Below are 23,512 nucleotides of genomic sequence, written 5' to 3'. Positions count from 1 at the left end.
GTTATCAGGAAGGTGCCTTATGTTTAACCGTATCCGCGTTGTCACAATGCTGATGATGGTGCTGGGGGTTTTCGCACTGCTACAGCTTGTTTCCGGTGGTTTGCTGTTTTCTTCATTACAGCATAACCAGCAAGGTTTTGTTATTTCTAACGAATTACGTCAGCAACAAAGTGAACTCACGTCGACATGGGACTTAATGCTGCAAACGCGCATTAACCTGAGCCGCTCCGCCGCACGCATGATGATGGGCACCTCTAACCAGCAGAGCAGCGCCAAAACGGATTTACTCCAGAACGCAAAAACTACCCTCGCACAGGCGGCGGCGCACTACACTACTTTCAAAAACATGACTCCATTGCCAGCGATGGCGGAGGCCAGCGCAAGCGTTGATGAAAAATATCAGCGCTATCAGGCTGCATTAACCGAACTTATCCAGTTCCTGGATAACGGCAATATGGATGCTTACTTCGCCCAGCCAACCCAGGGAATGCAAAATGCGCTGGGCGAGGCGTTGGGCAACTACGCACAGGTGAGCGAAAACCTGTACCGTCAGACATTTGATCAAAGCGCTCACGATTACCGTTTTGCGCAATGGCAACTGGGGATTCTTGCCATCGTGCTGGTGCTGATTTTGATAGTGGTTTGGTACGGTATTCGTCAAGCCCTGCTTAACCCATTAGCGCGAGTGATTGCCCATATCCGTGAAATTGCCAGCGGCGATCTGACGAAAACGCTCACTGTCTCAGGGCGTAATGAAATCGGCGAACTGGCGGGGACGGTCGATCACATGCAACGTTCGCTGACTGACACCGTGACCCAGGTTCGCGAAGGTTCGGATGCGATTTATTCCGGCACCAGCGAAATTGCCGCCGGTAATACCGACCTCTCTTCCCGTACCGAACAGCAGGCCTCCGCTCTGGAAGAGACGGCAGCCAGCATGGAACAACTGACGGCGACCGTTAAGCAAAACGCCGATAACGCCCGCCAGGCTTCGCAACTGGCGCAAAGCGCCTCCGATACCGCGCGTCATGGCGGCAAAGTTGTCGACGGCGTGGTGAATACCATGCACGAAATTGCCGACAGTTCGAAGAAGATCGCTGACATTATCAGCGTTATCGATGGTATTGCCTTCCAGACTAATATTTTGGCGCTGAACGCGGCGGTAGAAGCGGCGCGCGCGGGCGAACAGGGGCGCGGTTTTGCGGTAGTGGCAGGCGAGGTGCGTAATCTGGCCAGCCGCAGCGCCCAGGCGGCGAAAGAAATTAAGTCGTTGATTGAAGATTCCGTCGCGCGTGTCGATACCGGTTCTGTGTTGGTGGAAAGCGCCGGGGAAACCATGACCGATATCGTCAATGCCGTCACGCGCGTCACGGATATTATGGGCGAAATCGCCTCCGCCTCGGATGAGCAAAGTCGGGGCATCGATCAGGTCGCTTTGGCCGTTTCTGAGATGGATCGCGTAACGCAACAGAATGCCTCGCTGGTTCAGGAGTCCGCGGCTGCGGCCGCCGCGCTGGAGGAGCAGGCCAGCCGTTTAACCATGGCGGTATCCGCTTTCCGGCTGGCATCGCGACCGCTTGCGGCAAATAAACATGAACCGCGTCCGTTAGTGGACGTTCAGCCTGGTAATACGCCGCGGCCCTTAGCCGCCGGGGACGATGCGAACTGGGAAACCTTCTGATCGATGTGCGCGATGTGCTGTCGGTTATCGATTAATTTGCGAACCAGCCGATACCTTTCGTCTGGTTCGCAATAGGTAAAAGCAAAAAATGAGTAATACGGGAAGCATGGCGTTGTCGCAGGGCGCGCCCGTTGTATTGTGAATGTGATTAAGAAGGCGCTATGACATCATCTCTGCCCTCCGGGCAAACGTCATTAATGTTACAGATGACACAGCGCCTCGCGCTGTCCGACGCGCATTTTCGTCGGATATGTCAATTAATCTACCAACGCGCAGGGATCGTGCTGGCCGACCATAAGCGGGATATGGTTTATAACCGCCTGGTGCGTCGGTTGCGTACCCTGGGGCTGGATGATTTTGGCCGTTACCTTAGTATGCTGGAGGCTAACCAAACCAGCGCTGAGTGGCAGGCTTTTATCAACGCTCTGACCACCAACCTGACCGCTTTTTTTCGGGAGGCGCACCATTTCCCGATCCTTGCGGAACATGCGCGCCGCCGCCACGGCGAATACCGCGTCTGGAGTGCGGCGGCATCGACGGGAGAAGAACCTTACAGCATCGCCATTACGCTGGCGGATGCGTTGGGAATGGCTCCCGGTCGCTGGAGAGTGTTTGCCAGCGATATTGATACTGAAGTGCTGGAAAAAGCGAGAAGCGGTATTTATCGCCTCAGCGAACTGAAAACGTTATCGCCGCACCAGCTACAGCGTTACTTCATGCGCGGTACAGGGCCGCATGATGGGTTGGTGCGCGTGCGTCAGGAACTGGCCAATTATGTTGAATTTTCCTCCCTTAATTTGCTGGAAAAACAGTACAACATCCCTGGACCCTTTGACGCGATATTTTGCCGTAACGTCATGATCTATTTTGACAAAACGACACAGCAGGACATTCTGCGCCGTTTTGTTCCACTCCTTAAACCTGACGGACTGTTGTTTGCCGGTCACTCAGAAAACTTTAGCAACCTTGTGCGCGAGTTTAGCCTGCGCGGACAGACGGTGTATGCGCTAAGTAAGGATAAAGCATGAGTAAAATCAGGGTGTTGTCGGTAGATGATTCCGCGCTGATGCGCCAAATCATGACTGAAATTATTAATAGCCATAGCGATATGGAGATGGTGGCGACCGCGCCGGATCCGTTGGTCGCCAGGGATCTCATCAAAAAATTTAATCCGGACGTATTGACGCTTGACGTTGAGATGCCGCGGATGGATGGCCTCGATTTCCTTGAAAAACTGATGCGTTTGCGTCCGATGCCGGTGGTGATGGTCTCCTCGCTGACCGGTAAAGGTTCCGAAGTTACGCTGCGGGCGCTGGAGTTGGGGGCCATCGATTTTGTCACCAAACCACAGCTTGGCATTCGTGAAGGTATGCTGGCGTATAGCGAGATGATCGCTGAGAAAGTGCGTACCGCCGCGCGAGCCCGCATCGCCGCGCATAAACCGATGGCGGCCCCGGCAACCTTAAAGGCCGGTCCGCTGCTCAGTTCGGAAAAACTGATTGCTATCGGCGCCTCAACGGGCGGTACTGAAGCTATCCGCCATGTGCTACAACCGCTGCCGCTTTCCAGCCCGGCAGTGATTATTACGCAGCATATGCCGCCTGGCTTTACCCATTCGTTTGCCGAGCGCCTTAATAAACTCTGTCAAATCAGCGTGAAGGAGGCCGAAGACGGCGAACGCGTATTGCCAGGTCATGCCTACATTGCGCCCGGCGACAAGCATATGGAGCTGGCGCGTAGCGGGGCGAATTATCTAATCAAAGTTCATGACGGCCCGCCGGTGAACCGGCATCGGCCTTCCGTGGATGTGCTGTTTCATTCGGTGGCGAAACACGCGGGGCGTAACGCCGTAGGCGTCATTCTTACGGGGATGGGCAACGATGGCGCTGCCGGAATGTTGGCGATGTACCAGGCAGGCGCCTGGACCATTGCTCAAAACGAAGCAAGTTGTGTGGTGTTCGGCATGCCGCGCGAGGCCATCAATATGGGTGGCGTGAGCGAAGTGGTCGATCTTAGCCAGGTGAGCCAGCAGATGCTGGCGAAAATCAGTGCCGGACAGGCGATACGTATTTGAACCAGGAGTAGTATTTTATGGCGGATAAAGAGCTTAAATTTTTGGTTGTGGATGACTTTTCGACCATGCGTCGTATTGTGCGCAACCTTTTAAAAGAGCTTGGATTTAACAATGTGGAAGAGGCCGAAGATGGCGTCGATGCGCTGAATAAGCTCCAGGCGGGCGGTTTTGGTTTCATTATCTCCGACTGGAACATGCCGAACATGGATGGTCTGGAACTGCTGAAAACCATTCGCGCTGATAGCGCCATGTCGGCGTTACCCGTGTTGATGGTGACGGCGGAAGCCAAGAAAGAGAATATTATCGCCGCCGCGCAGGCTGGCGCCAGCGGTTATGTCGTAAAACCGTTTACGGCAGCGACGCTGGAAGAGAAGCTAAACAAAATTTTTGAGAAACTGGGCATGTGAGGATGCGATGATGATGCAACCATCTATCAAGCCTGCTGATGAAGGTTCAGCAGGAGACATCATTGCGCGCATCGGTAGTCTGACCCGAATGCTGCGCGACAGCTTGCGCGAACTGGGGCTGGACCAGGCGATTGCCGAAGCGGCAGAGGCGATTCCCGATGCGCGCGACCGTCTGGATTACGTCGTCCAGATGACGGCGCAGGCGGCGGAACGCGCGCTGAATAGCGTAGAGGCCTCGCAGCCGCATCAGGATGCGATGGAAAAAGAGGCGAAGGCGCTGACGCAACGTTGGGACGAATGGTTTGAAAATCCGATCGAACTTTCCGACGCCCGTGAACTGGTAACGGATACGCGTCAGTTTCTCAAGGATGTCCCAGGTCATACCAGTTTTACTAACGCGCAGTTGCTGGACATCATGATGGCGCAGGATTTCCAAGACCTGACTGGTCAGGTGATCAAGCGTATGATGGACGTGATTCAGGAAATTGAGCGCCAGTTGTTAATGGTGCTACTGGAAAACATCCCGGAGCAGAGCACGCGGCCAAAACGCGAAAACGAAAGTTTGCTTAACGGCCCGCAGGTAGATGCCTCGAAAGCTGGCGTGGTCGCCAGCCAGGATCAGGTGGACGATCTGCTGGACAGTCTTGGGTTTTAAGTCTTTTTGACCTGATGGCGCTGCGTTTATCAGGTCCGAACCCATCAACCAGGCCGGATACGATATATTCTTATCGTATCCGGCCATCTATATTAACGCCATAAACCCCGCCTTTTTTACCGCTTACTCTGCCCATTGGCGTAAAGCGGTTCTGGCATCATTCTCGCTTATCGATCTATCCAGGATTTGCTGCGTGGCAGAAGAGAGCGACGACGACAAAACAGAAGACCCCACACCCCACCGACTTGAAAAAGCGCGGGAAGAAGGGCAGATCCCCCGTTCCAGAGAACTGACCTCACTGCTGATATTGCTGGTGGGCGTTTGCATTATCTGGTTCGGCGGTGAGTCGCTGGCGCGGCAACTGGCGGGAATGCTCTCAGCAGGCCTGCACTTCGATCACCGCATGGTAAACGATCCTAACCTGATCCTGGGGCAGATAATTTTGCTCATTAAAGCGGCGATGATGGCGCTGCTGCCGCTCATCGCAGGCGTGGTGCTGGTGGCGCTTATTTCGCCGGTCATGCTTGGCGGCCTGATCTTCAGCGGTAAGTCATTACAGCCAAAATTTTCTAAATTAAACCCGCTGCCGGGAATTAAGCGGATGTTCTCGGCGCAAACCGGCGCGGAGCTGCTAAAAGCGGTCTTGAAATCTACGCTGGTAGGCTGCGTTACCGGATCTTACCTCTGGCATAACTGGCCGCAAATGATGCGCCTGATGGCGGAGTCGCCGATTACCGCGATGGGGAACGCGCTGAATCTCGTCGGGCTTTGCGCGTTACTGGTGGTTCTGGGCGTGATCCCGATGGTGGGATTTGACGTTTTTTTCCAGATCTTTAGCCATCTGAAAAAATTGCGTATGTCGCGGCAGGATATTCGCGACGAATTTAAAGAGAGCGAAGGCGATCCGCACGTTAAGGGCAAAATTCGTCAGATGCAGCGTGCTGCCGCGCAGCGTCGCATGATGGAGGATGTGCCGAAAGCGGACGTCATTGTCACCAACCCGACGCACTATTCCGTGGCGTTGCAGTATGAAGAAAACAAAATGAGCGCGCCGAAAGTGGTCGCTAAGGGGGCCGGGTTGATAGCGCTGCGTATTCGCGAGATCGGCGCTGAACATCGGGTTCCCACTTTAGAAGCGCCGCCGCTGGCGCGCGCATTATATCGCCACGCCGAAATCGGTCAGCAAATTCCCGGACAGCTCTATGCTGCCGTCGCGGAAGTGTTGGCCTGGGTCTGGCAGCTTAAACGCTGGCGGCTTGCGGGCGGGCAACGTCCTCCACAACCTGAGAACCTTCCGGTGCCAGAAGCGCTGGATTTTATGAACGAGAAGACTACTGATGGATAATCTGGTCGCGATGCTGCGCCTGCCCGGCAACCTGAAATCGACGCATTGGCAAATTCTGGCCGGGCCGATCCTCATTCTGCTGATTTTGTCGATGATGGTGCTGCCGCTGCCTGCTTTTATCCTCGACTTACTGTTTACCTTTAATATTGCGCTATCGATCATGGTGCTGCTGGTGGCGATGTTTACTCAGCGTACTCTGGATTTTGCCGCGTTTCCGACCATCCTGCTGTTTACCACGCTGCTGCGCCTGGCGCTCAACGTGGCCTCGACGCGTATTATTTTGATGGAAGGGCATACCGGCGCGGCGGCGGCGGGAAAGGTGGTGGAGGCGTTCGGCCATTTCCTGGTCGGCGGTAACTTCGCGATCGGAATTGTGGTCTTTATCATCCTCGTCATTATTAACTTCATGGTCATCACCAAAGGCGCTGGACGTATTGCCGAAGTCGGCGCGCGCTTTGTGCTGGACGGTATGCCCGGTAAGCAAATGGCGATTGACGCCGATCTTAATGCCGGTCTGATTGGTGAAGATGAGGCTAAAAAACGGCGTGCGGAAGTGACTCAGGAAGCCGATTTCTACGGCTCGATGGACGGGGCGAGTAAATTTGTGCGCGGCGATGCCATCGCCGGCATTCTCATTATGGTCATTAACGTGGTGGGCGGACTGCTGGTCGGTGTATTGCAGCACGGAATGAGCATGAGCAGCGCGGCGGAAAGCTACACTCTGCTGACCATTGGCGACGGTCTGGTCGCCCAGATCCCGGCGTTGGTTATCTCTACGGCGGCGGGCGTGATCGTGACCCGCGTTAGTACCGATCAGGATGTAGGCGAGCAAATGGTTGGCCAGTTGTTCAGTAACCCAAGAGTGATGCTGCTCGCGGCGGCGGTCCTGGGGCTGCTTGGCATGGTGCCTGGAATGCCTAACCTGGTATTTTTACTCTTTACCGCCGCCTTGCTCGGTCTGGCATGGTGGTTGCGCGGGCGTGAACAAAAAGCGCCGGAGGAGCCGCAGCCGGTAAAAATGCCGGAAAATAACTCGGTGGTCGAAGCCACCTGGAATGACGTGCAGCTTGAAGATTCGCTGGGCATGGAAGTCGGTTATCGCCTGATACCGATGGTAGATTTTCAACAGGATGGCGAGTTACTTGGACGTATTCGCAGCATTCGTAAAAAATTTGCGCAGGATATGGGGTTTTTGCCGCCGGTTGTCCATATTCGCGACAATATGGATTTACAGCCGGCGCGCTACCGTATTTTGATGAAAGGGGTAGAGATCGGCAGCGGGGACGCCTATCCTGGACGCTGGCTGGCCATTAATCCCGGCACAGCGGCGGGAACGCTACCGGGCGAGAAAACTGTCGATCCAGCTTTTGGCCTTGATGCCATCTGGATTGAGAGCGCCCTGAAAGAGCAGGCACAAATTCAGGGCTTTACTGTGGTTGAAGCCAGCACCGTCGTGGCGACGCACCTTAACCACTTGATCGGCCAATTCGCCGCCGAGTTGTTCGGCCGCCAGGAAGCGCAGCAACTGTTGGATCGTGTCTCTCAAGAGATGCCTAAACTCACGGAAGATTTGGTCCCCGGCGTCGTGACCCTCACGACTTTACATAAAGTCTTACAAAACTTACTGGCGGAAAAAGTCCCGATTCGCGACATGCGCACCATTCTTGAAACGCTGGCGGAACATGCGCCGTTACAAAGCGATCCGCATGAGTTAACCGCCGTGGTACGCGTGGCATTGGGACGGGCGATTACGCAGCAGTGGTTCCCCGGTAATGAAGAAGTACAGGTTATTGGACTGGATACCGCGCTTGAACGTTTGCTGCTTCAGGCATTGCAGGGCGGCGGCGGCCTTGAACCTGGATTGGCGGATCGTTTGTTGGCGCAAACGCAAGAGGCGCTTTCTCGTCAGGAGATGCTTGGCGCGCCGCCGGTATTGCTGGTTAACCATGCGCTACGTCCACTATTGTCCCGCTTTTTGCGACGCAGTTTACCGCAGTTGGTGGTGCTATCGAATCTTGAACTTTCCGATAACCGTCATATCCGCATGACGGCGACTATTGGAGGAAAATAATGTGTAAATGGCTCGCTTTGCTGCTCTTTCCCCTGACGGTACAGGCCGCAGGCGAAGGCGCGTGGCAGGACAGCGGTATGGGCGTAACCTTACATTACCGGGGCGTCTCCGCTTCGTCTTCGCCACTGTCGGCGCGCCAGCCGGTTTCAGGTTTGATGACGTTGGTCGCCTGGCGCTATGAACTGAATGGTCCGACACCCGCGGGCTTACGGGTACGTTTATGTTCCCAGTCCCGTTGCGTAGAACTGGATGGTCAGAGTGGGACTACCCACGGTTTTGCCAATGTTCCCGCTGTTGAGCCGCTCCGTTTTGTCTGGGAGGTCCCTGGAGGCGGTCGTCTCATCCCGGCATTAAAAGTGCAAAGCAATCAGGTCATTGTGAACTACCGCTAATCCCTCATCTTTTCGCCAGGCAGCAGGAAATTGCTGCCTGGCCCGCATTTTTGGCTTTGTCTTTTCAATAAATAGAAACGATGTTTTATAAATCGGTGACGCGCGTTAGCGGACTCTTTGTGTTTTTGCCATTTCTCTTTTGGATCTGGCAAATACAAAAAGGTTTCCTCGCGAATTAGCTTTTACTGTAGCCGTGTAATGACTCCCTGAATCCTGATGCCGGGAGTCTCCCCATTATTTGCAGGGTTAGCGGCAATGAAAACACGTAAAATTGGTTTAATTAACTATTTTGCCTATGGTTCTGGCGATTTTTTAGGGGCTGGCACGACGGCGTTAACCGCCGCATGGTTACTCTATTTTTATACGACGTTTTGTAACCTTACCCCGATTGAAGCCACCTTCATTTTCGCCACTGCCAGGGTACTGGATGCGGTTGTCAGTCCGCTTATGGGATTTTTAACGGACAACTTTGGTTCTACCTGGTTGGGTAAGCGCTTCGGGCGACGCAAGTTTTTTATTTTACTGGGGATTCCATGTGTATTTAGCTATTCATTAATATGGCTTAGCGGTATGGGATTCTGGTATTACCTGTTAACGTATCTGCTGTTTGATGTCGTTTATACCATGATTCTGGTGCCTTATGAGACCCTGGTACCGGAAATGACTGATGATTTCAAACAGAAGACCCGGTTTTCAGGCGCGCGTATTTCAATGGCGCAAATGTCCGCTATTCTGGCGTCATTCCTGCCAGGAGTCCTGCTGGCAGCATTTGGTAAAAATAATCCTGTCTCTTTCTTTTATGCCAGCCTGGTCTTTTCTGTGCTGTGCGCATTAATGCTGGTTTTTGTCTGGTGCTTTACCTGGGAGCGTCCGCGGGAGGCATGGACGGAAGCTGCGCTGCGCGCTGAAGATGAGAAGAAAAGCCTGACGTTTACCCAGAGCGTACGCCGCCTGGTCGTTGAACTCATGTCCACGCTACGTATTAGAATTTTTCGCCAGCATCTGGGGATGTATCTGGGAGGGTATATCGCTCAGGATGTATTCAATGCCGTCTTCACCTGGTACGTTGTTTTTGTGCTGATGCAGGATGCTTCCGTCGCCTCGAATTTACTGGGCACCATGGCGACGTTCCAGTTTATCGCGGTTATTGCGATGATCCCGCTTTGCATTCGCTTTGGGCCCGCGCCATCTTACCGGATGGTTGTCGTACTATTCGGCCTGAGTTCTCTTTCTTATGCATTGGTGTATTACATCGGGTTGAGCGATGCCTATGGGTTATTATTATTGGTGTCTGCGTGTGCGGGACTGGGACGCGGCGGCATTAACTACGTACCGTGGAACACTTACACCTATATTGCTGATGTTGATGAGGTCATTACCGGTCAGCGTCGCGAAGGCATTTTCGCCGGAATTATGACGCTAACCCGCAAAGCCTCACAGGCTGGCGCTGTTATGGTGGTCGGAATTGTGATGCAGCTTTCCGGCTTCGTCTCTGGTCAGAGTATGCAAGCCGCCGCCGTGGGCCACACCATTCTGTTGATTTTAAGCTGCGGCACGCTGGTTATGCTTGCCTTTGGCTTCCTGGTTTCCCTGAGATTCAGACTGAATTTGCACACCCACCGTGTCTTACGCGAAGAGACTGCCAAAATGCGTGAGTCGGGCTGTACGACGCCGGAAAACATTACGCCACAGGCGCGTGCCGTGGTCGAGATGCTTTCAGGTCTGCCTTATGAATCGCTTTGGGGTAACAACAATATTGGTTATCTGAATCGTAATAAACCGGCTGCGTCAGGAGCAACACTATCCGCAGCGCTGAATTCGACATTAAACAGAGGTTAAGGAAATGATTGTTTATCCAGTCAAACACAGTCCGTTATTGCGTCAGCCTGAGCGTTTTATCGCCAGAGATGAACTAAAAGCCTTGATACAAAAGGTGACGTATAACCTGGTTAATATTAAAGATGACACGGGCGAATTTTTATTGCGACTGGACGACGGACGTGTGATCGATACTAAAGGCTGGGCCGGGTGGGAGTGGACGCATGGCGTGGGCCTGTACGGAATGTATCACTATTATCAACAGACCGGCGACCAGACGATGTGTAACATCATTGATAACTGGTTTGCCGATCGGTTTGCGGAAGGCGCGACGACGAAAAACGTCAATACGATGGCGCCGTTTTTAACGCTGGCGTATCGCTATGAAGAGACCGGTAATCCCGCCTGGCTACCGTGGCTTGAATCATGGGCCGAATGGGCGATGTATGACATGCCCCGTACCGATCACGGCGGGATGCAGCACATCACCCTGGCGGAGGAAAATCATCAGCAGATGTGGGACGACACGCTAATGATGACGGTGTTGCCGCTGGCGAAAATCGGTAAACTGTTGAACCGGCCGGAGTATGTGGAAGAGGCGACCTATCAGTTCCTGCTGCATGTGCAGAATCTGATAGATAGAGAAACGGGGCTGTGGTTCCACGGCTGGAGCTATGACGGCCATCATAACTTCGCGAACGCGCGCTGGGCGCGCGGCAACAGTTGGCTGACCATTGTAATCCCGGATTTTCTTGAACTGTTGGACTTGCCGGAAAATAATGCTGTACGCCGTTACCTGGTTCAGGTACTGAATGCGCAGATCGCCGTGCTGGCGAAATGTCAGGATGAAAGCGGTTTATGGCATACGCTGCTTGACGATCCGCACGCGTATCTGGAGGCGTCCGCGACGGCGGGTTTTGCCTACGGTATTCTTAAAGCGGTACGCAAACGCTATGTCGATCGGCGATATGCGTTAGTGGCGGAAAAAGCCGTCCAGGGCATTGTGCGGCATATTTCTCCGGAGGGCGAACTGCTGCAAACTTCATTTGGCACTGGCATGGGCCACGATCTCGATTTTTACCGCAATATTCCGTTGACCTCTATGCCTTACGGGCAGGCGATGGCAATGCTGTGTTTGACGGAATATCTGCGTAACTATTTTTGATGTATGCGGATATTCCGGGCGTATCCTTGTCTGATGGCGCTTTGCTTATTTGACTATGGCGCCTGACCCGGCTGCGTGGTATCAGCCTGTGGATCAAACAGGTGGTCAAGGATTTTTCGCATGACGGGTGCGGCGGTAACGCCGTCGCTTCCGCCGTTTTCCAGAATCAAGGCAATAGCGACCTTAGGGTTTTTATACGGTGCAAAAGCGGTATAAAAAACATGATCGCGCAGGCGAATGGGGATCATTTTCGCGTTGTAGGTCTGATTTTCTTTCAGGCTAAACACCTGCGACGTGCCGCTTTTGGCCGCAATGCCGTAGGGCGCGGTGTGAAAGAACTTATAGCCCGTTCCGTTGGGTGCATTCGCCATGCCATACATCGCCTGACGCACCAGTCCCCAGTATGGCGACGCCGGATCGGCTATCTGTGACGCTGTTCCGGAAGGACGATACGGAACCACCGTTTTGCCGCTCTCTTCATTGAGTAACAGGTGAGGGGCAATCACCTTACCGTTGTTGATGAGCGCCACCATCGCTTTTACCATCTGGATGGGGGTGGCAATCCAGTAACCCTGGCCGATGCCGACAGAAATGGTATCGCCCTGATACCAGGCTTTTTTATGGACCCGCTGTTTCCATGCACGGCTGGGAAGCAGCCCGTCATATTCTTCATTAAGGTCGATGCCCGTCGGTTTGCCATAGCCGAACTGAGACAACATCGTGTCGATACGGTCAATACCCATCATATAAGCGACCTGATAGAAAAAGGTATCCGCAGATTCCTCAATCGCTTTAGTGACATCCAGCATACCGTGTCCGGTTTTTTTCCAGTCCCGGTAATGCCGCTGCGTGCCGGGAAGCGTCCAGGTTGGCGCGCCAAAGAAGGTAGTTTGCGGCGTAATAATCCCGCTTAACAGCGCGGACATCGCCATATAGGGTTTAACCGTTGACGCCGGAGGATAAAGCCCTTGCGTCACGCGGTTGATCAGCGGCAGATTTTTATCGTGCAGCAGTTTGCCGTAATCCTGATAGCTAATGCCTTTTACAAAGGGGTTCGGATCGTAGCTGGGCATAGATACCATCGCCAGCACTGAACCATCGTGCGGATCTTCAACCAGTACGGCAGCACGCTGCCCGGCCAGCAAACTTTCAATGTACTCTTGTAAATGGAGATCCAGCGTCAGGTGAATATTCTTACCCGCGATGGGAGGAACGTCTTTCAGCAGGCGGACAATACGCCCGTGATTATCCACCTCGACCTCCTGATAACCGGTTTTGCCATGAAGATCGTTTTCGTAGTAACGCTCAATCCCCTGTTTACCGATGTTATGGTCCGCCGCGTAATTCTCTGCCAGCCCTTTTTTATCCAGCGCTTTAAGGTCGTTATCGTTTATCTTTGACACGTAACCGAGAACATGCGCCAGCTCCGCGCCGTAAGGATACTGCCGATCCTGATAGCTATTGATCGTGACGCCGTTGAAATGAAACTGATTGACCGCAAAGCGTGCGATTTCAACATCCGTTAGCGCGTTTTTGAGCACCACCGGACGATAGCGGCTACTGGATTTTAGCGCATGGCGAAAGTCGGCGATATCATTGGGGGAGAGATCAACAATAGGGGTGAGCTGTTTTAGCAGCGCATCCATATCGGCAATTTTATAGGGCGTAACCGCGATATCATACCAGGTTACGTTACGCACCAGCGGAATGCCGTTGCGATCGTAAATGATGCCGCGCGTGGGCGCGACGGGTAGCATCTTGATATCGTTCTCATTCGAACGGGTGGTGTAATAGTGGTGCTGACGGATTTGCAAGTTATAGAGGTTGAAGATCAGGATACCAAAGCAGACAATCACTACACCAAACGCCACAATCACACGTCTCAGGAAGAGTTTCTCTTCCGCATCAAAGTCTTTAAAAGTCATTACCTGTACCTGAACAATCCGCCGCCTAATGATACGGGGCGGTCAGCGCCAGGACAGGTAAAAGATGTTCCATCTCTCTATAGAAATGTGTCATTCCTTGTGATTTGTTACAGATATACCGCTGTGGCAATAAAAAGGCCTGAGTCCGTTACCCGGAGTCAGGCCTGATGATGTTAACGACGGCGCATTTACATGCGTTCTACGGTTTCGATACCCAACGTATCCAGACCCAGTTTCAGCGTCTTCGCCGTCAGTTGCGCCAGTTTTAGGCGGCTATTGCGAACCGCGTCATTCTCGGCGCTGAGAATAGGGCAGTGCTCGTAGAAGCCGGAGAACAGCCCGGCGACGTCATACAGATACGCGCACATGACGTGCGGCGTACCTTCACGCGCGACCACCGTCAGGGTTTCTTCAAACTGCAGCAGACGGGCAGCGAGCTGCGCTTCGCGATCTTCGCTAATGATAACCGGCGCGCTCGCCAGCGCCTGCTCGTCGATGTCCGCTTTACGGAAAACAGACAGCACACGCGTATAGGCATACTGCATATAAGGAGCGGTATTGCCTTCGAAAGCCAACATATTATCCCAGTCGAAGATATAGTCAGTGGTGCGGTTTTTTGACAGATCGGCGTATTTCACCGCGCCAATACCGACGGCGTTAGCCAGTTTTTCCAGCTCGTCAGCCGGCATATCCGGGTTCTTCTCCGCCACCAGACGACGCGCGCGCTCCAGCGCCTCATCCAGCAGGTCCGCCAGTTTCACCGTACCGCCCGCGCGAGTTTTAAACGGTTTACCGTCTTTACCCAGCATCATGCCGAACATGTGGTGTTCCAGCGGAACGGAATCCGGTACATAACCGGCTTTGCGCACAATGGTCCAGGCTTGCATCAGGTGCTGGTGCTGACGGGAGTCAATGTAGTAGAGCACGCGGTCGGCGTGCAGCGTTTCGTAACGGTATTTGGCGCAGGCGATATCGGTAGTGGTATACAGATAACCGCCATCTTTCTTCTGAATAATGACACCCATCGGGTCGCCTTCCTTGTTTTTAAACTCATCAAGGAAAACCACCGTCGCGCCTTCGCTTTCAACCGCCAGGCCTTTGGCTTTCAGATCGGCGACAATGCCTGGCAGCATCGGGTTATACAGACTTTCGCCCATCACATCGTCACGCGTCAGGGTGACATTCAGGCGATCGTAGGTGATCTGGTTTTGCGTCATCGTGATATCAACCAGCTTACGCCACATCTCACGGAAATAGGCATCACCGCTCTGCAATTTTACGACGTAGTTACGCGCACGCTCGGCAAACCCTTCATCTTCGTCATAATGCTTTTTCGCATCGCGATAAAACCCTTCAAGATCCGCCAGTGCCATTTCGCCCGCGTTTTCCTGCTGCTGTTTTTCCAGCCAGGCGATAAGCATACCGAACTGAGTGCCCCAGTCGCCGACGTGGTTAGCGCGAATAACATGATGGCCCAGAAATTCCAGCGTGCGCACTGCCGCATCGCCGATAATCGTGGAGCGCAGATGACCGACGTGCATCTCTTTCGCAACGTTAGGCGCCGAATAGTCGACGACAATCGTCTGGCGAGCCGGCTGAGAAACGCCCAGACGATCGGAGGCCAGCGCCTGTTGCACCTGTTCAGCGAGAAAAGCCGGATCGAGGAAAATATTGATAAAACCAGGGCCGGCGATTTCCACCTTGCTGGCGATACCGCTGAGATCCAGATGAATCAGCACCTGCTCTGCAAGTTGTCGGGGGGCCATACCCAGTTTTTTCGCAACTGCCATCATGCCGTTGGCCTGATAGTCGCCGAACTGAACTTTGGCTGACTGACGAACCTGGGGCTCGCAATCTGCAGGCGCGCCTGCAGCAATCATGGCCTGACTAACTTTTTCTGAGAGAAGAGCCTGAATATTCACCGGAATACCTTACGTTTATGAAGCGGACTGTATTACCCGCGCCAGTTTGAGAATTAGGGCGGGAGTATACTGCAAATGCCCGTTGGCGTCAGCATTGCGCGCGCGTCGCGTCGCCTGAAATATACGCAACAATAATCTGCATAAACATTCAATAAACGCCCAATCAAATCAAAGGTTGGTTGACGGGACGCAACAGCGTAAATTAGCGGCTTTCACAGTAAAAAGAGCTTCCTGATATGGCGAACTGGCAAAATATTGACGAACTGCATGATATTTCGGCAGATTTACCGCGATTCACTCTGGCGTTAAGAGAACTTTCCACTCGCCTCGGTCTGGAGATTAGCGCACTTGAGGCTGATCACATTTCATTGCGCTGCCACCAGAATACGACGGCGGAACGTTGGCGTTGCGGTTTTGAACAATGTGGCGATCTACTGTCGGAAAATATCATCAACGGCAGGCCGATTTGTCTGTTTAAGCTGCATGAACCGGTATATGTGGAACACTGGCGGTTTTCTGTCATTGAATTACCGTGGCCGGGAGAAAAACGCTATCCGCACGAAGGGTGGGAGCATATTGAAATCGTGCTGCCCGGCGAGCCGGAGACATTGAATGCGAGGGCATTGGCGTTGTTATCGGATGAGGGGCTTAGTCAGCCGGGAATCGTGGTTAAAACCAGTGCGCCGCAGGGCGAGCATGAACGTTTGCCAAACCCTACGCTGGCCGTGACTGATGGTCGCGTCACGGTAAAATTTCATCCGTGGTCGATTGAAGCGATTATCGCCAGCGAGCAGGCAGCACATTAACATGCCGACAGGAGTGAATATGGCGTTACTTGAGATCTGTTGTTACAGCATGGAATGCGCACTCACCGCGCAGCAAAACGGCGCGGATCGTATCGAACTGTGCGCCGCGCCGAAAGAAGGGGGGCTTACGCCTTCGCTGGGCGTATTACGCAGCGTGCGCGAGCATATTATGATTCCCGTACATCCGATTATTCGTCCTCGCGGCGGGGATTTTTATTACACTGATGGCGAATTTACCGCCATGCTGGAGGATATCCGCCTCGTCAGAGAACTGGGCTTTCCCGGGCTTGTTACTGGCGTTTTGACCCTTGATGGGGATGTCGATATGCCGCGAATGGAAAAAATAATGGCGGCGGCCGGACCGCTGGCGGTGACATTTCACCGCGCCTTTGATATGTGCGCTAATCCCTTCAATGCGTTAAAGAATCTGGCTGACGCAGGCGTAGCAAGAGTGCTGACTTCCGGGCAAAAAGCCGATGCAGCGCAAGGTTTATCAATAATTATGGAACTTATTGCGCAGGGGGATGCTCCAATCATTATGGCTGGTGCAGGCGTTCGTGCCGATAACCTGCAGAATTTCCTCAATGCCGGAGTACGGGAAGTACACAGTTCCGCCGGAGTCTTACTGGCTTCGCCGATGCGCTATCGCAATCAGGGGTTATCGATGTCTGCCGATGTTCAGGCGGACGAGTATTCCCGTTATAGGGTAGAGGGGGCGGCGGTCGCTGAAATGAAAGGAGTCATTGTTCACCATCAGACCAAATGATTTTTACCGTTGCATCATGTCGCCCAATATGATGCTTGCTCGTACCAGGCCCCTGCCAATTCAACAGGGGCCTTTTTTTCTCTTTCTCCGGCATATTTCAGCCTGCAACTGTGTTGGCTTTCCTCGTTCATCCCAGTTACTTACTGATGTAAGCTCCATGGGGATTCAGTGCATCGCCGCCTTGTTGCAAACCGAACATTTGGCGAAAAATGAGACGCAGCCCCTCCATACCCTCACGGTTTACGCGCAATCAGCACCGCGCGCAGCGGGGCGGGATATCCTTCCACCGTTTTGCTGTGGTCGTTCGGGTCAAGAAAATCAGCCAGCGACTCGGTAACCATCCATTCCGTGCGGCGCTGCTCTTCCGTGGTGGTGACGCAAACGTCAGCGATACGCACATCAATAAGGCCGCATTTTTCCAGCCATTTTTTTAACGCTGGCGCGGAAGGAATAAAATAGACGTTACGCATCTGAGCATAGCGATCGCCGGGTACCAGAACGGTATTTTCATCGCCGTCGACTACCAGCGTTTCCAGTACCAGTTCACCCTCGTTGACTAACTGATCTTTTAACTGCCACAGATGCTCCAGCGGCGAGCGGCGGTGATAAAGCACCCCCATCGAGAAGACAGTGTCAAACGCTTTCAGGGCCGGGAGTTGTTCAATGCCCAACGGCAGCAGATGCGCGCGCTGATCGTTACCCAACAGTTTACGCACCGCCTCAAACTGGCAGAGGAAAAGCTGCGTAGGATCGATGCCGACTGCCAGATGCGCGCCTGCGCCAATCATTCGCCACAGGTGATAGCCGCTGCCGCAGCCGACATCAAGGATCGTCCGGCCGGTTAAATCTGACAGATGCGGCAGTACGCGTTCCCACTTCCAGTCGGAACGCCATTCGGTATCAATATTTACGCCATAAAGCGAGAACGGGCCTTTACGCCACGGCATCAGGTTACGCAACAACGTATCAATACGCTTTAGTTGACCTTCGCTGAGCGGCGCTTCGCTTTCCGCCGTGACACTGTGCAGTAAATCCAGTCGCCAGGGCGTTATTTCCGGTAAAAATTCTACCGCGTTCGACCACTGTTTAAACAAACCATGCTGTTGCTCGCGTTGCCAGGCGGCAATCTGCGCAGGCAATATTTCCAGCCAGTGAGAAAGATGATTTTTGGCAATGAGCTGATAAAAGTTACCAAACTCGATCATGCGGCAACTCCGGCTTTTAAAGCGACAAGCGACCCGAAATTAAAGCACTGGAACCATAGTTCGCTGTGTTCGAAACCCGCCTTACGCAGGCGCGCTTTATGTGTTTCCACCGAGTCGGTGAGCATCACGTTCTCCAGCATACTGCGCTTCTGACTGATCTCCAGTTCGCTGTACCCATTCGCGCGTTTAAAATCGTGGTGCATGTTGAATAACAGCTCGCCCACTTTCGCATCTTCAAAGCTAAATTTTTCCGACAGTACCAGCGCGCCGCCGGGATTCAACCCCAGGTAAATCTTATCCAGCAATGCCTGGCGTTCAGCAGGTTCAAGGAATTGCAGGGTAAAATTCAGCACCACCATCGAGGCGTTTTCAATAGTGATATCGCGGATATCGCCTTCAACGACCTCGACCGGCGTTGGCGCTTTATACGCATCAATATGGCGGCGGCAGCGTTCAATCATGGCCGGGGAGTTATCGACGGCGATAATCCGGCAATGCTCATGACGGATATTGCGCCGAACAGACAGCGTTGCGGCGCCCAGCGAGCAGCCCAGATCGTAGACCTGCGTGTCCGGTTGCACAAAGCGTTCAGCCAACATGCCGATCATAGAGATGATATTGGAGTAGCCCGGCACCGAACGTTGAATCATGTCGGGGAAAACTTCGGCTACTCGTTCATCAAAAGTCCAGTCGCCGAGACGGGCGATAGGCGCAGAAAAAAGCGTGTCGCGGTGAGACATAACGTATACATCCGGGAAAAATAAAGGCGCGTATTGTGCGCTAATACAGGGAGAAAACCAACTCCCAGGGCATATACCACAGGTTTGCCAGCACCATCAGCAACAACGCGCACCAGGTGGCGCTCATCCCCGCCCGTCGCCAACGGAACAGACGATGGTGGAAACCGTAATAATGCATCAGCCGACCAGCGATTAAAATGATGCCGCAGATATGCACCATCCACGTTTCGGCGCCGTTCATTTCCATAAACAGCAGAAGCACCAGCGCGACAGGAATATATTCCACCGCATTACCGTGAATACGAATTGCGCTTTGAAGCTCGCTAAAACCGCCATCGCCATAGGCGACACGGTACTGCATTCGCAAGCGAACGACATTAAAAGAGAACTTCATTAATAATAACGCACCTAAAACGGCATACAGCGCGCTTACCATACAAACTCCCTTTAAAATGGCTGATGGCACTCTCTATGATAGGGGGCATTTTCAGAAAAGAGAAGATTGCTGTGGAATGGACGGAGCAGCGCCGATTTCCGGTAAGACGTTGCGCAAATCATGCCAAAGCGTATTCACCAGTTCCGGCGCCTGCGCGATATCCGGAGTATGCAAAAACAGAAAAGGCGTGGTGGTTTGCCGCCACTGCGGTAGTTTCTGCAACCAGGCGGCGAAAAACTCACGGTTTTGCGCCATATTATCGCTCCCGATAAAACGCACCATTGGATGGCGGGCGGTTACTACCGCATGGACCGGAACTTTGGGTTTTTTCCGCTGCGCCTCGCGGACGGACTCGCTATGCGGGTAAGCGGCATGTACCGGACGGCTATCCAGGATCACGCGGTTTACGCCGCGCTCATGTAACCCACGATTGAGGCGCTGTTCATCCTCACCCTTGTCGAAAAAGAGCGGATGACGCACTTCTACGCCGTAGGTGAAGGTGGCGGGAAGCGCATCAAGAAATTGCCATAAGGCGGGCAGATCGCGCGGCCCAAAGACGGCAGGCAACTGTAGCCAGTATTGGCCAATGCGTGTTTCCAGCGGCGCGAGACGGGTAAAAAATTCCTGTACCAGAGCGTCGCAGTGATGCAGCGCGGACTGGTGAGAAATGGTCGCAGGGAATTTGAAACAAAAACGAAAATCATCCGTAGTTTGCGCATACCAGCGATCGACAATCTCCGTTTTCGGCAGCGCATAAAGCGTGGTGTTGCCCTCCACGCAGTTAAAGTGGCGGGCATACTCTTCCAGACTGGTGATGCCGAGCCGAGCCCACTTAGGGTGCGACCATTGCGGCAAGCCAATGTAGATCATAAGGCGTTTAAAATATCCTCTACGCTGCGTACCCGGCCAATGCGCGGGAAAATGTGCGTCATACTACCCTGATGCTGTTCACTACTGGCGGCGCTACAGGCATCTTCGGCAATAATTAGATTAAATCCCAACTCCCAGGCGTTACGCGCGGTAGATTCGACGCCGATATTGGTTGAGATCCCGCACAATATGATGGTGTCGATACCCCGGCGGCGAAGCTGTAGCTCCAGATCGGTACCGTAAAACGCGCCCCACTGGCGTTTAGTCACTTCCAGATCGCTGTCAGTTTTACCCAATGCCTTAGGCCAGGTCCACCAGTTTTCCGGCAACGCGTGCGCAGGCGTTGCGGCATCCACCGGCTGTTTTAACGCCTCGGCATAATCGTCAGACCATCCGACGCGTACCATGACCACTGGCGAGCCGTTGGCGCGACACTTTTCCGCCAGTCGCGCGGCGCGGGCGACCACCTCATTTGCCGTGTATGGGCCGCCAGCGAAAGGAAGAATTCCTTCCTGTAAATCAATAATCACCAGGGCGGTTGTGGCCGCGTTGAGTTTCAGCATGATAATCACTCCCTTAAAAATAGCGGGTTTTGCTACACCTTAAGCGCGATTAAAGAAGAAAGCGGCGACAAATATTGTTAATTTTTGTGAGCATACGCAATACCTGCGTGAAAAACCCAAGTACAGTCAGTATGAACCGGGTGTCGATACCGCATGAAACGGGCAAGTTATCGCTCCCATGCTGGATTGACTCTTATCGTGCGGCAGAATATCCAGTATAATAGCCGCCTTTTTTCATCCAGTTGTGACATACAGCTAAAGCTGCGACTTCGTCGCCTGCATGGCAGGCAACAATCCGCCTGCGGCTAAGTTAAGGGATATCTCATGCGTACAGAATATTGCGGACAGCTACGTCTGTCCCACGTGGGGCAGCAGGTGACTCTGTGTGGTTGGGTCAACCGTCGTCGTGATCTTGGCAGCCTGATCTTTATCGATATGCGCGATCGTGAAGGTATTGTGCAAGTGTTCTTCGATCCGGATCGTGCGGACGCGTTAAAGCTGGCCTCTGAACTGCGTAATGAGTTCTGCATTCAAGTTACAGGCACCGTGCGTGCGCGTGATGCGAAAAACGTCAATGCGGATATGGCGACCGGCGAAATTGAAGTGCTGGCGTCCTCTCTCACTATCATCAACCGCGCAGACTCACTGCCGCTTGACGCTAACCACGTTAATACCGAAGAGGCGCGTCTCAAGTACCGCTATCTGGATTTGCGTCGTCCGGAAATGGCGCAGCGACTGAAAACCCGCGCCAAAATTACCAGTCTGGTGCGTCGTTTTATGGACGATCACGGCTTCCTCGATATCGAAACGCCGATGCTGACCAAAGCCACGCCGGAAGGCGCGCGCGATTATCTGGTGCCTTCGCGCGTTCACAAAGGTAAATTCTACGCGCTGCCGCAGTCGCCGCAATTGTTCAAACAGCTACTGATGATGTCCGGTTTCGACCGTTACTATCAAATAGTCAAATGCTTCCGCGATGAAGATTTACGTGCTGACCGCCAGCCTGAATTTACGCAGATTGACGTCGAGACCTCTTTCATGACCGCGCCGCAGGTGCGTGAAGTGATGGAAGCGTTGGTGCGCCATCTGTGGCTGGAAGTGAAAGACGTGGATCTGGGGGATTTTCCGGTCATGACGTTTGCAGAGGCGGAACGTCGTTATGGTTCCGACAAACCAGACCTGCGTAACCCGATGGAGCTGGTGGATGTCGCTGATCTGCTGAAATCGGTAGAATTCGCCGTTTTCGCGGGGCCGGCTAACGATCCGAAAGGCCGCGTGGCTGCGCTGCGTGTGCCGGGCGGCGCACAGCTTAGCCGTAAGCAGATCGACGATTACGGTAATTTTGTTAAGATCTACGGCGCGAAAGGCCTGGCGTATATCAAAGTTAACGACCGTGCGAAAGGTCTGGACGGGATTAACAGTCCGGTGGCCAAGTTCCTGACCGCCGACATCGTCGACGCTATCCTTGAACGTACCGGCGCGCAGAACGGCGATATGATTTTCTTCGGCGCAGATAACAAAAAAGTGGTTGCCGATGCGCTGGGCGCGCTGCGTCTGAAACTGGGCAAAGATCTGAGCCTGACCGACGAAGACAAATGGGCGCCGCTGTGGGTGATTGACTTCCCGATGTTCGAAGACGACGGCGAAGGCGGCCTGACCGCGATGCACCATCCGTTTACCGCTCCGCGTGACATGACGGCGTCTGAACTGAAAGCTGCGCCGGAAAACGCGGTCGCTAACGCTTATGACATGGTTATTAACGGCTACGAAGTGGGCGGCGGTTCGGTGCGTATTCACAACGGTGAAATGCAGCAAACCGTATTTGGTATTCTCGGTATCAATGAGCAGGAGCAACGCGAGAAGTTCGGCTTCCTGCTGGATGCGTTAAAATACGGTACGCCGCCGCACGCAGGCCTGGCGTTTGGTCTGGACCGTCTGACTATGCTGCTGACCGGTACCGACAATATTCGTGATGTTATCGCCTTCCCGAAAACGACGGCCGCCGCGTGTCTGATGACCGAAGCGCCGAGTTTCGCCAACCAGGCGGCGTTGACGGAGCTGGGTATTCAGGTTGTGAAGAAGGCCGAGAATAACTGATATGAACAATGTACACGGCATCATTCGTGTGATATCGCGGCGGCCCGCAAGGGCGAGTCTCATAAATGGAGGCATCACTCAACAGCCGACAACGAGGCCGCGTGAAAGATAAAGTGTACAAGCGCCCCGTTTCGGTCCTGGTGGTTATCTTCGCGAAAGATACGAAACGGGTGCTGATGTTGCAGCGACGCGACGACCCGGATTTCTGGCAGTCGGTGACTGGCAGTCTGGAAGACGGGGAGACCGCGTTGCAGGCCGCCGTGCGTGAAGTCAAAGAGGAGGTCACGATTGATGTTGCGGCAGAGCAACTGACCTTAATCGACTGCCAACGCATGGTGGAATTTGAGATTTTTTCACATTTACGTCATCGCTATGCGCCGGGTGTCATGCACAATACGGAATCCTGGTTCTGCCTTGCGCTACCGCATGAGCGTCAGGTGATATTCACTGAACATCTGACGTACCAGTGGCTTGATGCGGCTGCCGCAGCGGCGCTCACCAAGTCCTGGAGTAACCGGCAAGCGATTGAAGAGTTTGTAATTAACGTCGCCTGAAAAGGCGCGCTTTTTTGAGG

Annotated in this window: 21 protein-coding genes; 14 read left to right on the top strand and 7 right to left on the bottom strand. The window is 53.5% G+C overall.

Translation table 11 applies throughout. The features are described from left to right. The first annotated feature begins 19 nt into the window (after positions 1 to 19). The 10 genes from tar to F4V61_RS04040 all read left to right on the top strand — a co-directional run bounded on the left by tar (position 20) and on the right by F4V61_RS04040 (position 11,608). Positions 20 to 1,681 carry a methyl-accepting chemotaxis protein II gene (gene tar, locus F4V61_RS04085; protein WP_000483287.1) on the top strand — a complete coding sequence of 554 codons (1,662 nt, stop codon included), beginning with the start codon at positions 20 to 22 and terminating at the stop codon, positions 1,679 to 1,681. A 161-nt stretch (positions 1,682 to 1,842) separates the two neighbouring features. After that, positions 1,843 to 2,709 (top strand): protein-glutamate O-methyltransferase CheR, encoded by an 867-nt coding sequence (gene cheR / locus F4V61_RS04080; RefSeq protein ID WP_000204359.1) that lies wholly within the window; start codon positions 1,843 to 1,845, stop codon positions 2,707 to 2,709. Continuing rightward, positions 2,706 to 3,755: a protein-glutamate methylesterase/protein-glutamine glutaminase gene (locus F4V61_RS04075; protein ID WP_000036388.1), complete on the top strand. Its 1,050-nt coding sequence runs from the start codon at positions 2,706 to 2,708 to the stop codon at positions 3,753 to 3,755. Before cheR ends, F4V61_RS04075 begins: the two co-directional genes overlap by 4 nt. A 17-nt stretch (positions 3,756 to 3,772) precedes the next feature. Continuing rightward, positions 3,773 to 4,162, top strand: coding sequence for a chemotaxis response regulator CheY (gene cheY, locus F4V61_RS04070; protein ID WP_000763861.1), 390 nt, complete (start codon positions 3,773 to 3,775; stop codon positions 4,160 to 4,162). Between the two features lie 10 nt (positions 4,163 to 4,172). After that, a complete protein-coding gene (cheZ, locus tag F4V61_RS04065) occupies positions 4,173 to 4,817 on the top strand; it encodes a protein phosphatase CheZ (protein WP_000983590.1) in 645 nt (214 codons plus the stop codon). A gap of 193 nt (positions 4,818 to 5,010) precedes the next feature. Then, positions 5,011 to 6,162: a flagellar biosynthesis protein FlhB gene (flhB, locus tag F4V61_RS04060; RefSeq protein ID WP_000797094.1), complete on the top strand. Its 1,152-nt coding sequence runs from the start codon at positions 5,011 to 5,013 to the stop codon at positions 6,160 to 6,162. Beyond that, positions 6,155 to 8,233 carry a flagellar biosynthesis protein FlhA gene (gene flhA / locus F4V61_RS04055; RefSeq protein ID WP_000369565.1) on the top strand — a complete coding sequence of 693 codons (2,079 nt, stop codon included), beginning with the start codon at positions 6,155 to 6,157 and terminating at the stop codon, positions 8,231 to 8,233. The genes flhB and flhA overlap by 8 nt, the downstream gene beginning before the upstream one ends. After that, a complete protein-coding gene (gene flhE, locus F4V61_RS04050; RefSeq protein ID WP_038395759.1) occupies positions 8,233 to 8,625 on the top strand; it encodes a flagellar protein FlhE in 393 nt (130 codons plus the stop codon). Before flhA ends, flhE begins: the two co-directional genes overlap by 1 nt. Positions 8,626 to 8,880: 255 nt before the next feature. Next, a complete protein-coding gene (locus F4V61_RS04045) occupies positions 8,881 to 10,464 on the top strand; it encodes an MFS transporter (RefSeq protein ID WP_058345024.1) in 1,584 nt (527 codons plus the stop codon). Between the two features lie 4 nt (positions 10,465 to 10,468). Next, a complete protein-coding gene (locus tag F4V61_RS04040) occupies positions 10,469 to 11,608 on the top strand; it encodes a glycoside hydrolase family 88/105 protein (RefSeq protein ID WP_080161207.1) in 1,140 nt (379 codons plus the stop codon). A 53-nt stretch (positions 11,609 to 11,661) separates the two neighbouring features. Here F4V61_RS04040 and mrdA read toward each other — a convergent pair whose 3' ends face one another. Together mrdA and argS are read right to left on the bottom strand one after the other, a co-directional pair. Further along, on the bottom strand, positions 11,662 to 13,533 hold the full coding sequence (gene mrdA, locus F4V61_RS04035; RefSeq protein ID WP_000142848.1) for a penicillin-binding protein 2: 1,872 nt from the start codon (positions 13,531 to 13,533) through the stop codon (positions 11,662 to 11,664). A gap of 188 nt (positions 13,534 to 13,721) precedes the next feature. Then, positions 13,722 to 15,455 (bottom strand): arginine--tRNA ligase, encoded by a 1,734-nt coding sequence (gene argS / locus F4V61_RS04030; protein WP_079781864.1) that lies wholly within the window; start codon positions 15,453 to 15,455, stop codon positions 13,722 to 13,724. Positions 15,456 to 15,691: 236 nt separating this feature from the next. Here argS and F4V61_RS04025 point away from each other — a divergent pair, with 236 nt between their 5' ends. Beyond that, a complete protein-coding gene (locus tag F4V61_RS04025) occupies positions 15,692 to 16,261 on the top strand; it encodes a VOC family protein (RefSeq protein WP_038395768.1) in 570 nt (189 codons plus the stop codon). A 19-nt stretch (positions 16,262 to 16,280) separates the two neighbouring features. After that, entirely contained in the window at positions 16,281 to 17,027 is a 747-nt protein-coding gene (gene cutC / locus F4V61_RS04020; protein ID WP_001185713.1) for a copper homeostasis protein CutC, read from the top strand. A gap of 233 nt (positions 17,028 to 17,260) precedes the next feature. Here cutC and cmoB read toward each other — a convergent pair whose 3' ends face one another. From cmoB to F4V61_RS03995, 5 genes are read right to left on the bottom strand one after another with little or no spacing between them, the layout of a single operon-like run. Further along, the gene (cmoB, locus tag F4V61_RS04015) at positions 17,261 to 18,232 is read right to left on the bottom strand and encodes a tRNA 5-methoxyuridine(34)/uridine 5-oxyacetic acid(34) synthase CmoB (RefSeq protein ID WP_000569022.1); all 972 of its coding nucleotides are present in this window, start codon (positions 18,230 to 18,232) and stop codon (positions 17,261 to 17,263) included. Further along, positions 18,229 to 18,972, bottom strand: a complete 744-nt coding sequence (cmoA, locus tag F4V61_RS04010; protein ID WP_000019582.1) for a carboxy-S-adenosyl-L-methionine synthase CmoA — start codon at positions 18,970 to 18,972, stop codon at positions 18,229 to 18,231. The genes cmoB and cmoA overlap by 4 nt, the downstream gene beginning before the upstream one ends. Positions 18,973 to 19,012: 40 nt before the next feature. Next, positions 19,013 to 19,408: an MAPEG family protein gene (locus F4V61_RS04005; RefSeq protein WP_000252975.1), complete on the bottom strand. Its 396-nt coding sequence runs from the start codon at positions 19,406 to 19,408 to the stop codon at positions 19,013 to 19,015. Between the two features lie 51 nt (positions 19,409 to 19,459). Beyond that, entirely contained in the window at positions 19,460 to 20,278 is an 819-nt protein-coding gene (locus F4V61_RS04000) for a DUF72 domain-containing protein (protein WP_079829475.1), read from the bottom strand. Further along, on the bottom strand, positions 20,275 to 20,841 hold the full coding sequence (locus tag F4V61_RS03995; RefSeq protein WP_080161206.1) for a hydrolase: 567 nt from the start codon (positions 20,839 to 20,841) through the stop codon (positions 20,275 to 20,277). Before F4V61_RS03995 ends, F4V61_RS04000 begins: the two co-directional genes overlap by 4 nt. Before the next feature lie 324 nt (positions 20,842 to 21,165). Between F4V61_RS03995 and aspS the strand changes: the two genes are divergently transcribed. After that, the gene (gene aspS, locus F4V61_RS03990) at positions 21,166 to 22,938 is read left to right on the top strand and encodes an aspartate--tRNA ligase (protein WP_080161205.1); all 1,773 of its coding nucleotides are present in this window, start codon (positions 21,166 to 21,168) and stop codon (positions 22,936 to 22,938) included. 101 nt (positions 22,939 to 23,039) lie between these two features. Beyond that, the gene (gene nudB / locus F4V61_RS03985) at positions 23,040 to 23,492 is read left to right on the top strand and encodes a dihydroneopterin triphosphate diphosphatase (protein WP_000653690.1); all 453 of its coding nucleotides are present in this window, start codon (positions 23,040 to 23,042) and stop codon (positions 23,490 to 23,492) included. Positions 23,493 to 23,512 lie beyond the last annotated feature (20 nt).

It is taken from the genome of Salmonella enterica subsp. arizonae (genome assembly GCF_008692845.1).
Lineage (GTDB): Bacteria > Pseudomonadota > Gammaproteobacteria > Enterobacterales > Enterobacteriaceae > Salmonella > Salmonella arizonae.
The sequence above is the reverse complement of the archived record's forward strand: the minus strand, read 5'-3'. Positions and strand labels throughout refer to the sequence as shown.

Coding starts and splice junctions, on each gene's coding strand:
- tar (WP_000483287.1), top strand. CDS start 20: ATGTTTAACCGTATCCGCGTTGTCACAATGCTGATGATGGTGCTGGGG.
- cheR (WP_000204359.1), top strand. CDS start 1,843: ATGACATCATCTCTGCCCTCCGGGCAAACGTCATTAATGTTACAGATG.
- F4V61_RS04075 (WP_000036388.1), top strand. CDS start 2,706: ATGAGTAAAATCAGGGTGTTGTCGGTAGATGATTCCGCGCTGATGCGC.
- cheY (WP_000763861.1), top strand. CDS start 3,773: ATGGCGGATAAAGAGCTTAAATTTTTGGTTGTGGATGACTTTTCGACC.
- cheZ (WP_000983590.1), top strand. CDS start 4,173: ATGATGCAACCATCTATCAAGCCTGCTGATGAAGGTTCAGCAGGAGAC.
- flhA (WP_000369565.1), top strand. CDS start 6,155: ATGGATAATCTGGTCGCGATGCTGCGCCTGCCCGGCAACCTGAAATCG.
- flhE (WP_038395759.1), top strand. CDS start 8,233: ATGTGTAAATGGCTCGCTTTGCTGCTCTTTCCCCTGACGGTACAGGCC.
- F4V61_RS04045 (WP_058345024.1), top strand. CDS start 8,881: ATGAAAACACGTAAAATTGGTTTAATTAACTATTTTGCCTATGGTTCT.
- F4V61_RS04040 (WP_080161207.1), top strand. CDS start 10,469: ATGATTGTTTATCCAGTCAAACACAGTCCGTTATTGCGTCAGCCTGAG.
- mrdA (WP_000142848.1), bottom strand. CDS start 13,533: ATGACTTTTAAAGACTTTGATGCGGAAGAGAAACTCTTCCTGAGACGT.
- F4V61_RS04025 (WP_038395768.1), top strand. CDS start 15,692: ATGGCGAACTGGCAAAATATTGACGAACTGCATGATATTTCGGCAGAT.
- cutC (WP_001185713.1), top strand. CDS start 16,281: ATGGCGTTACTTGAGATCTGTTGTTACAGCATGGAATGCGCACTCACC.
- cmoB (WP_000569022.1), bottom strand. CDS start 18,232: ATGATCGAGTTTGGTAACTTTTATCAGCTCATTGCCAAAAATCATCTT.
- cmoA (WP_000019582.1), bottom strand. CDS start 18,972: ATGTCTCACCGCGACACGCTTTTTTCTGCGCCTATCGCCCGTCTCGGC.
- F4V61_RS04005 (WP_000252975.1), bottom strand. CDS start 19,408: ATGGTAAGCGCGCTGTATGCCGTTTTAGGTGCGTTATTATTAATGAAG.
- F4V61_RS04000 (WP_079829475.1), bottom strand. CDS start 20,278: ATGATCTACATTGGCTTGCCGCAATGGTCGCACCCTAAGTGGGCTCGG.
- F4V61_RS03995 (WP_080161206.1), bottom strand. CDS start 20,841: ATGCTGAAACTCAACGCGGCCACAACCGCCCTGGTGATTATTGATTTA.
- aspS (WP_080161205.1), top strand. CDS start 21,166: ATGCGTACAGAATATTGCGGACAGCTACGTCTGTCCCACGTGGGGCAG.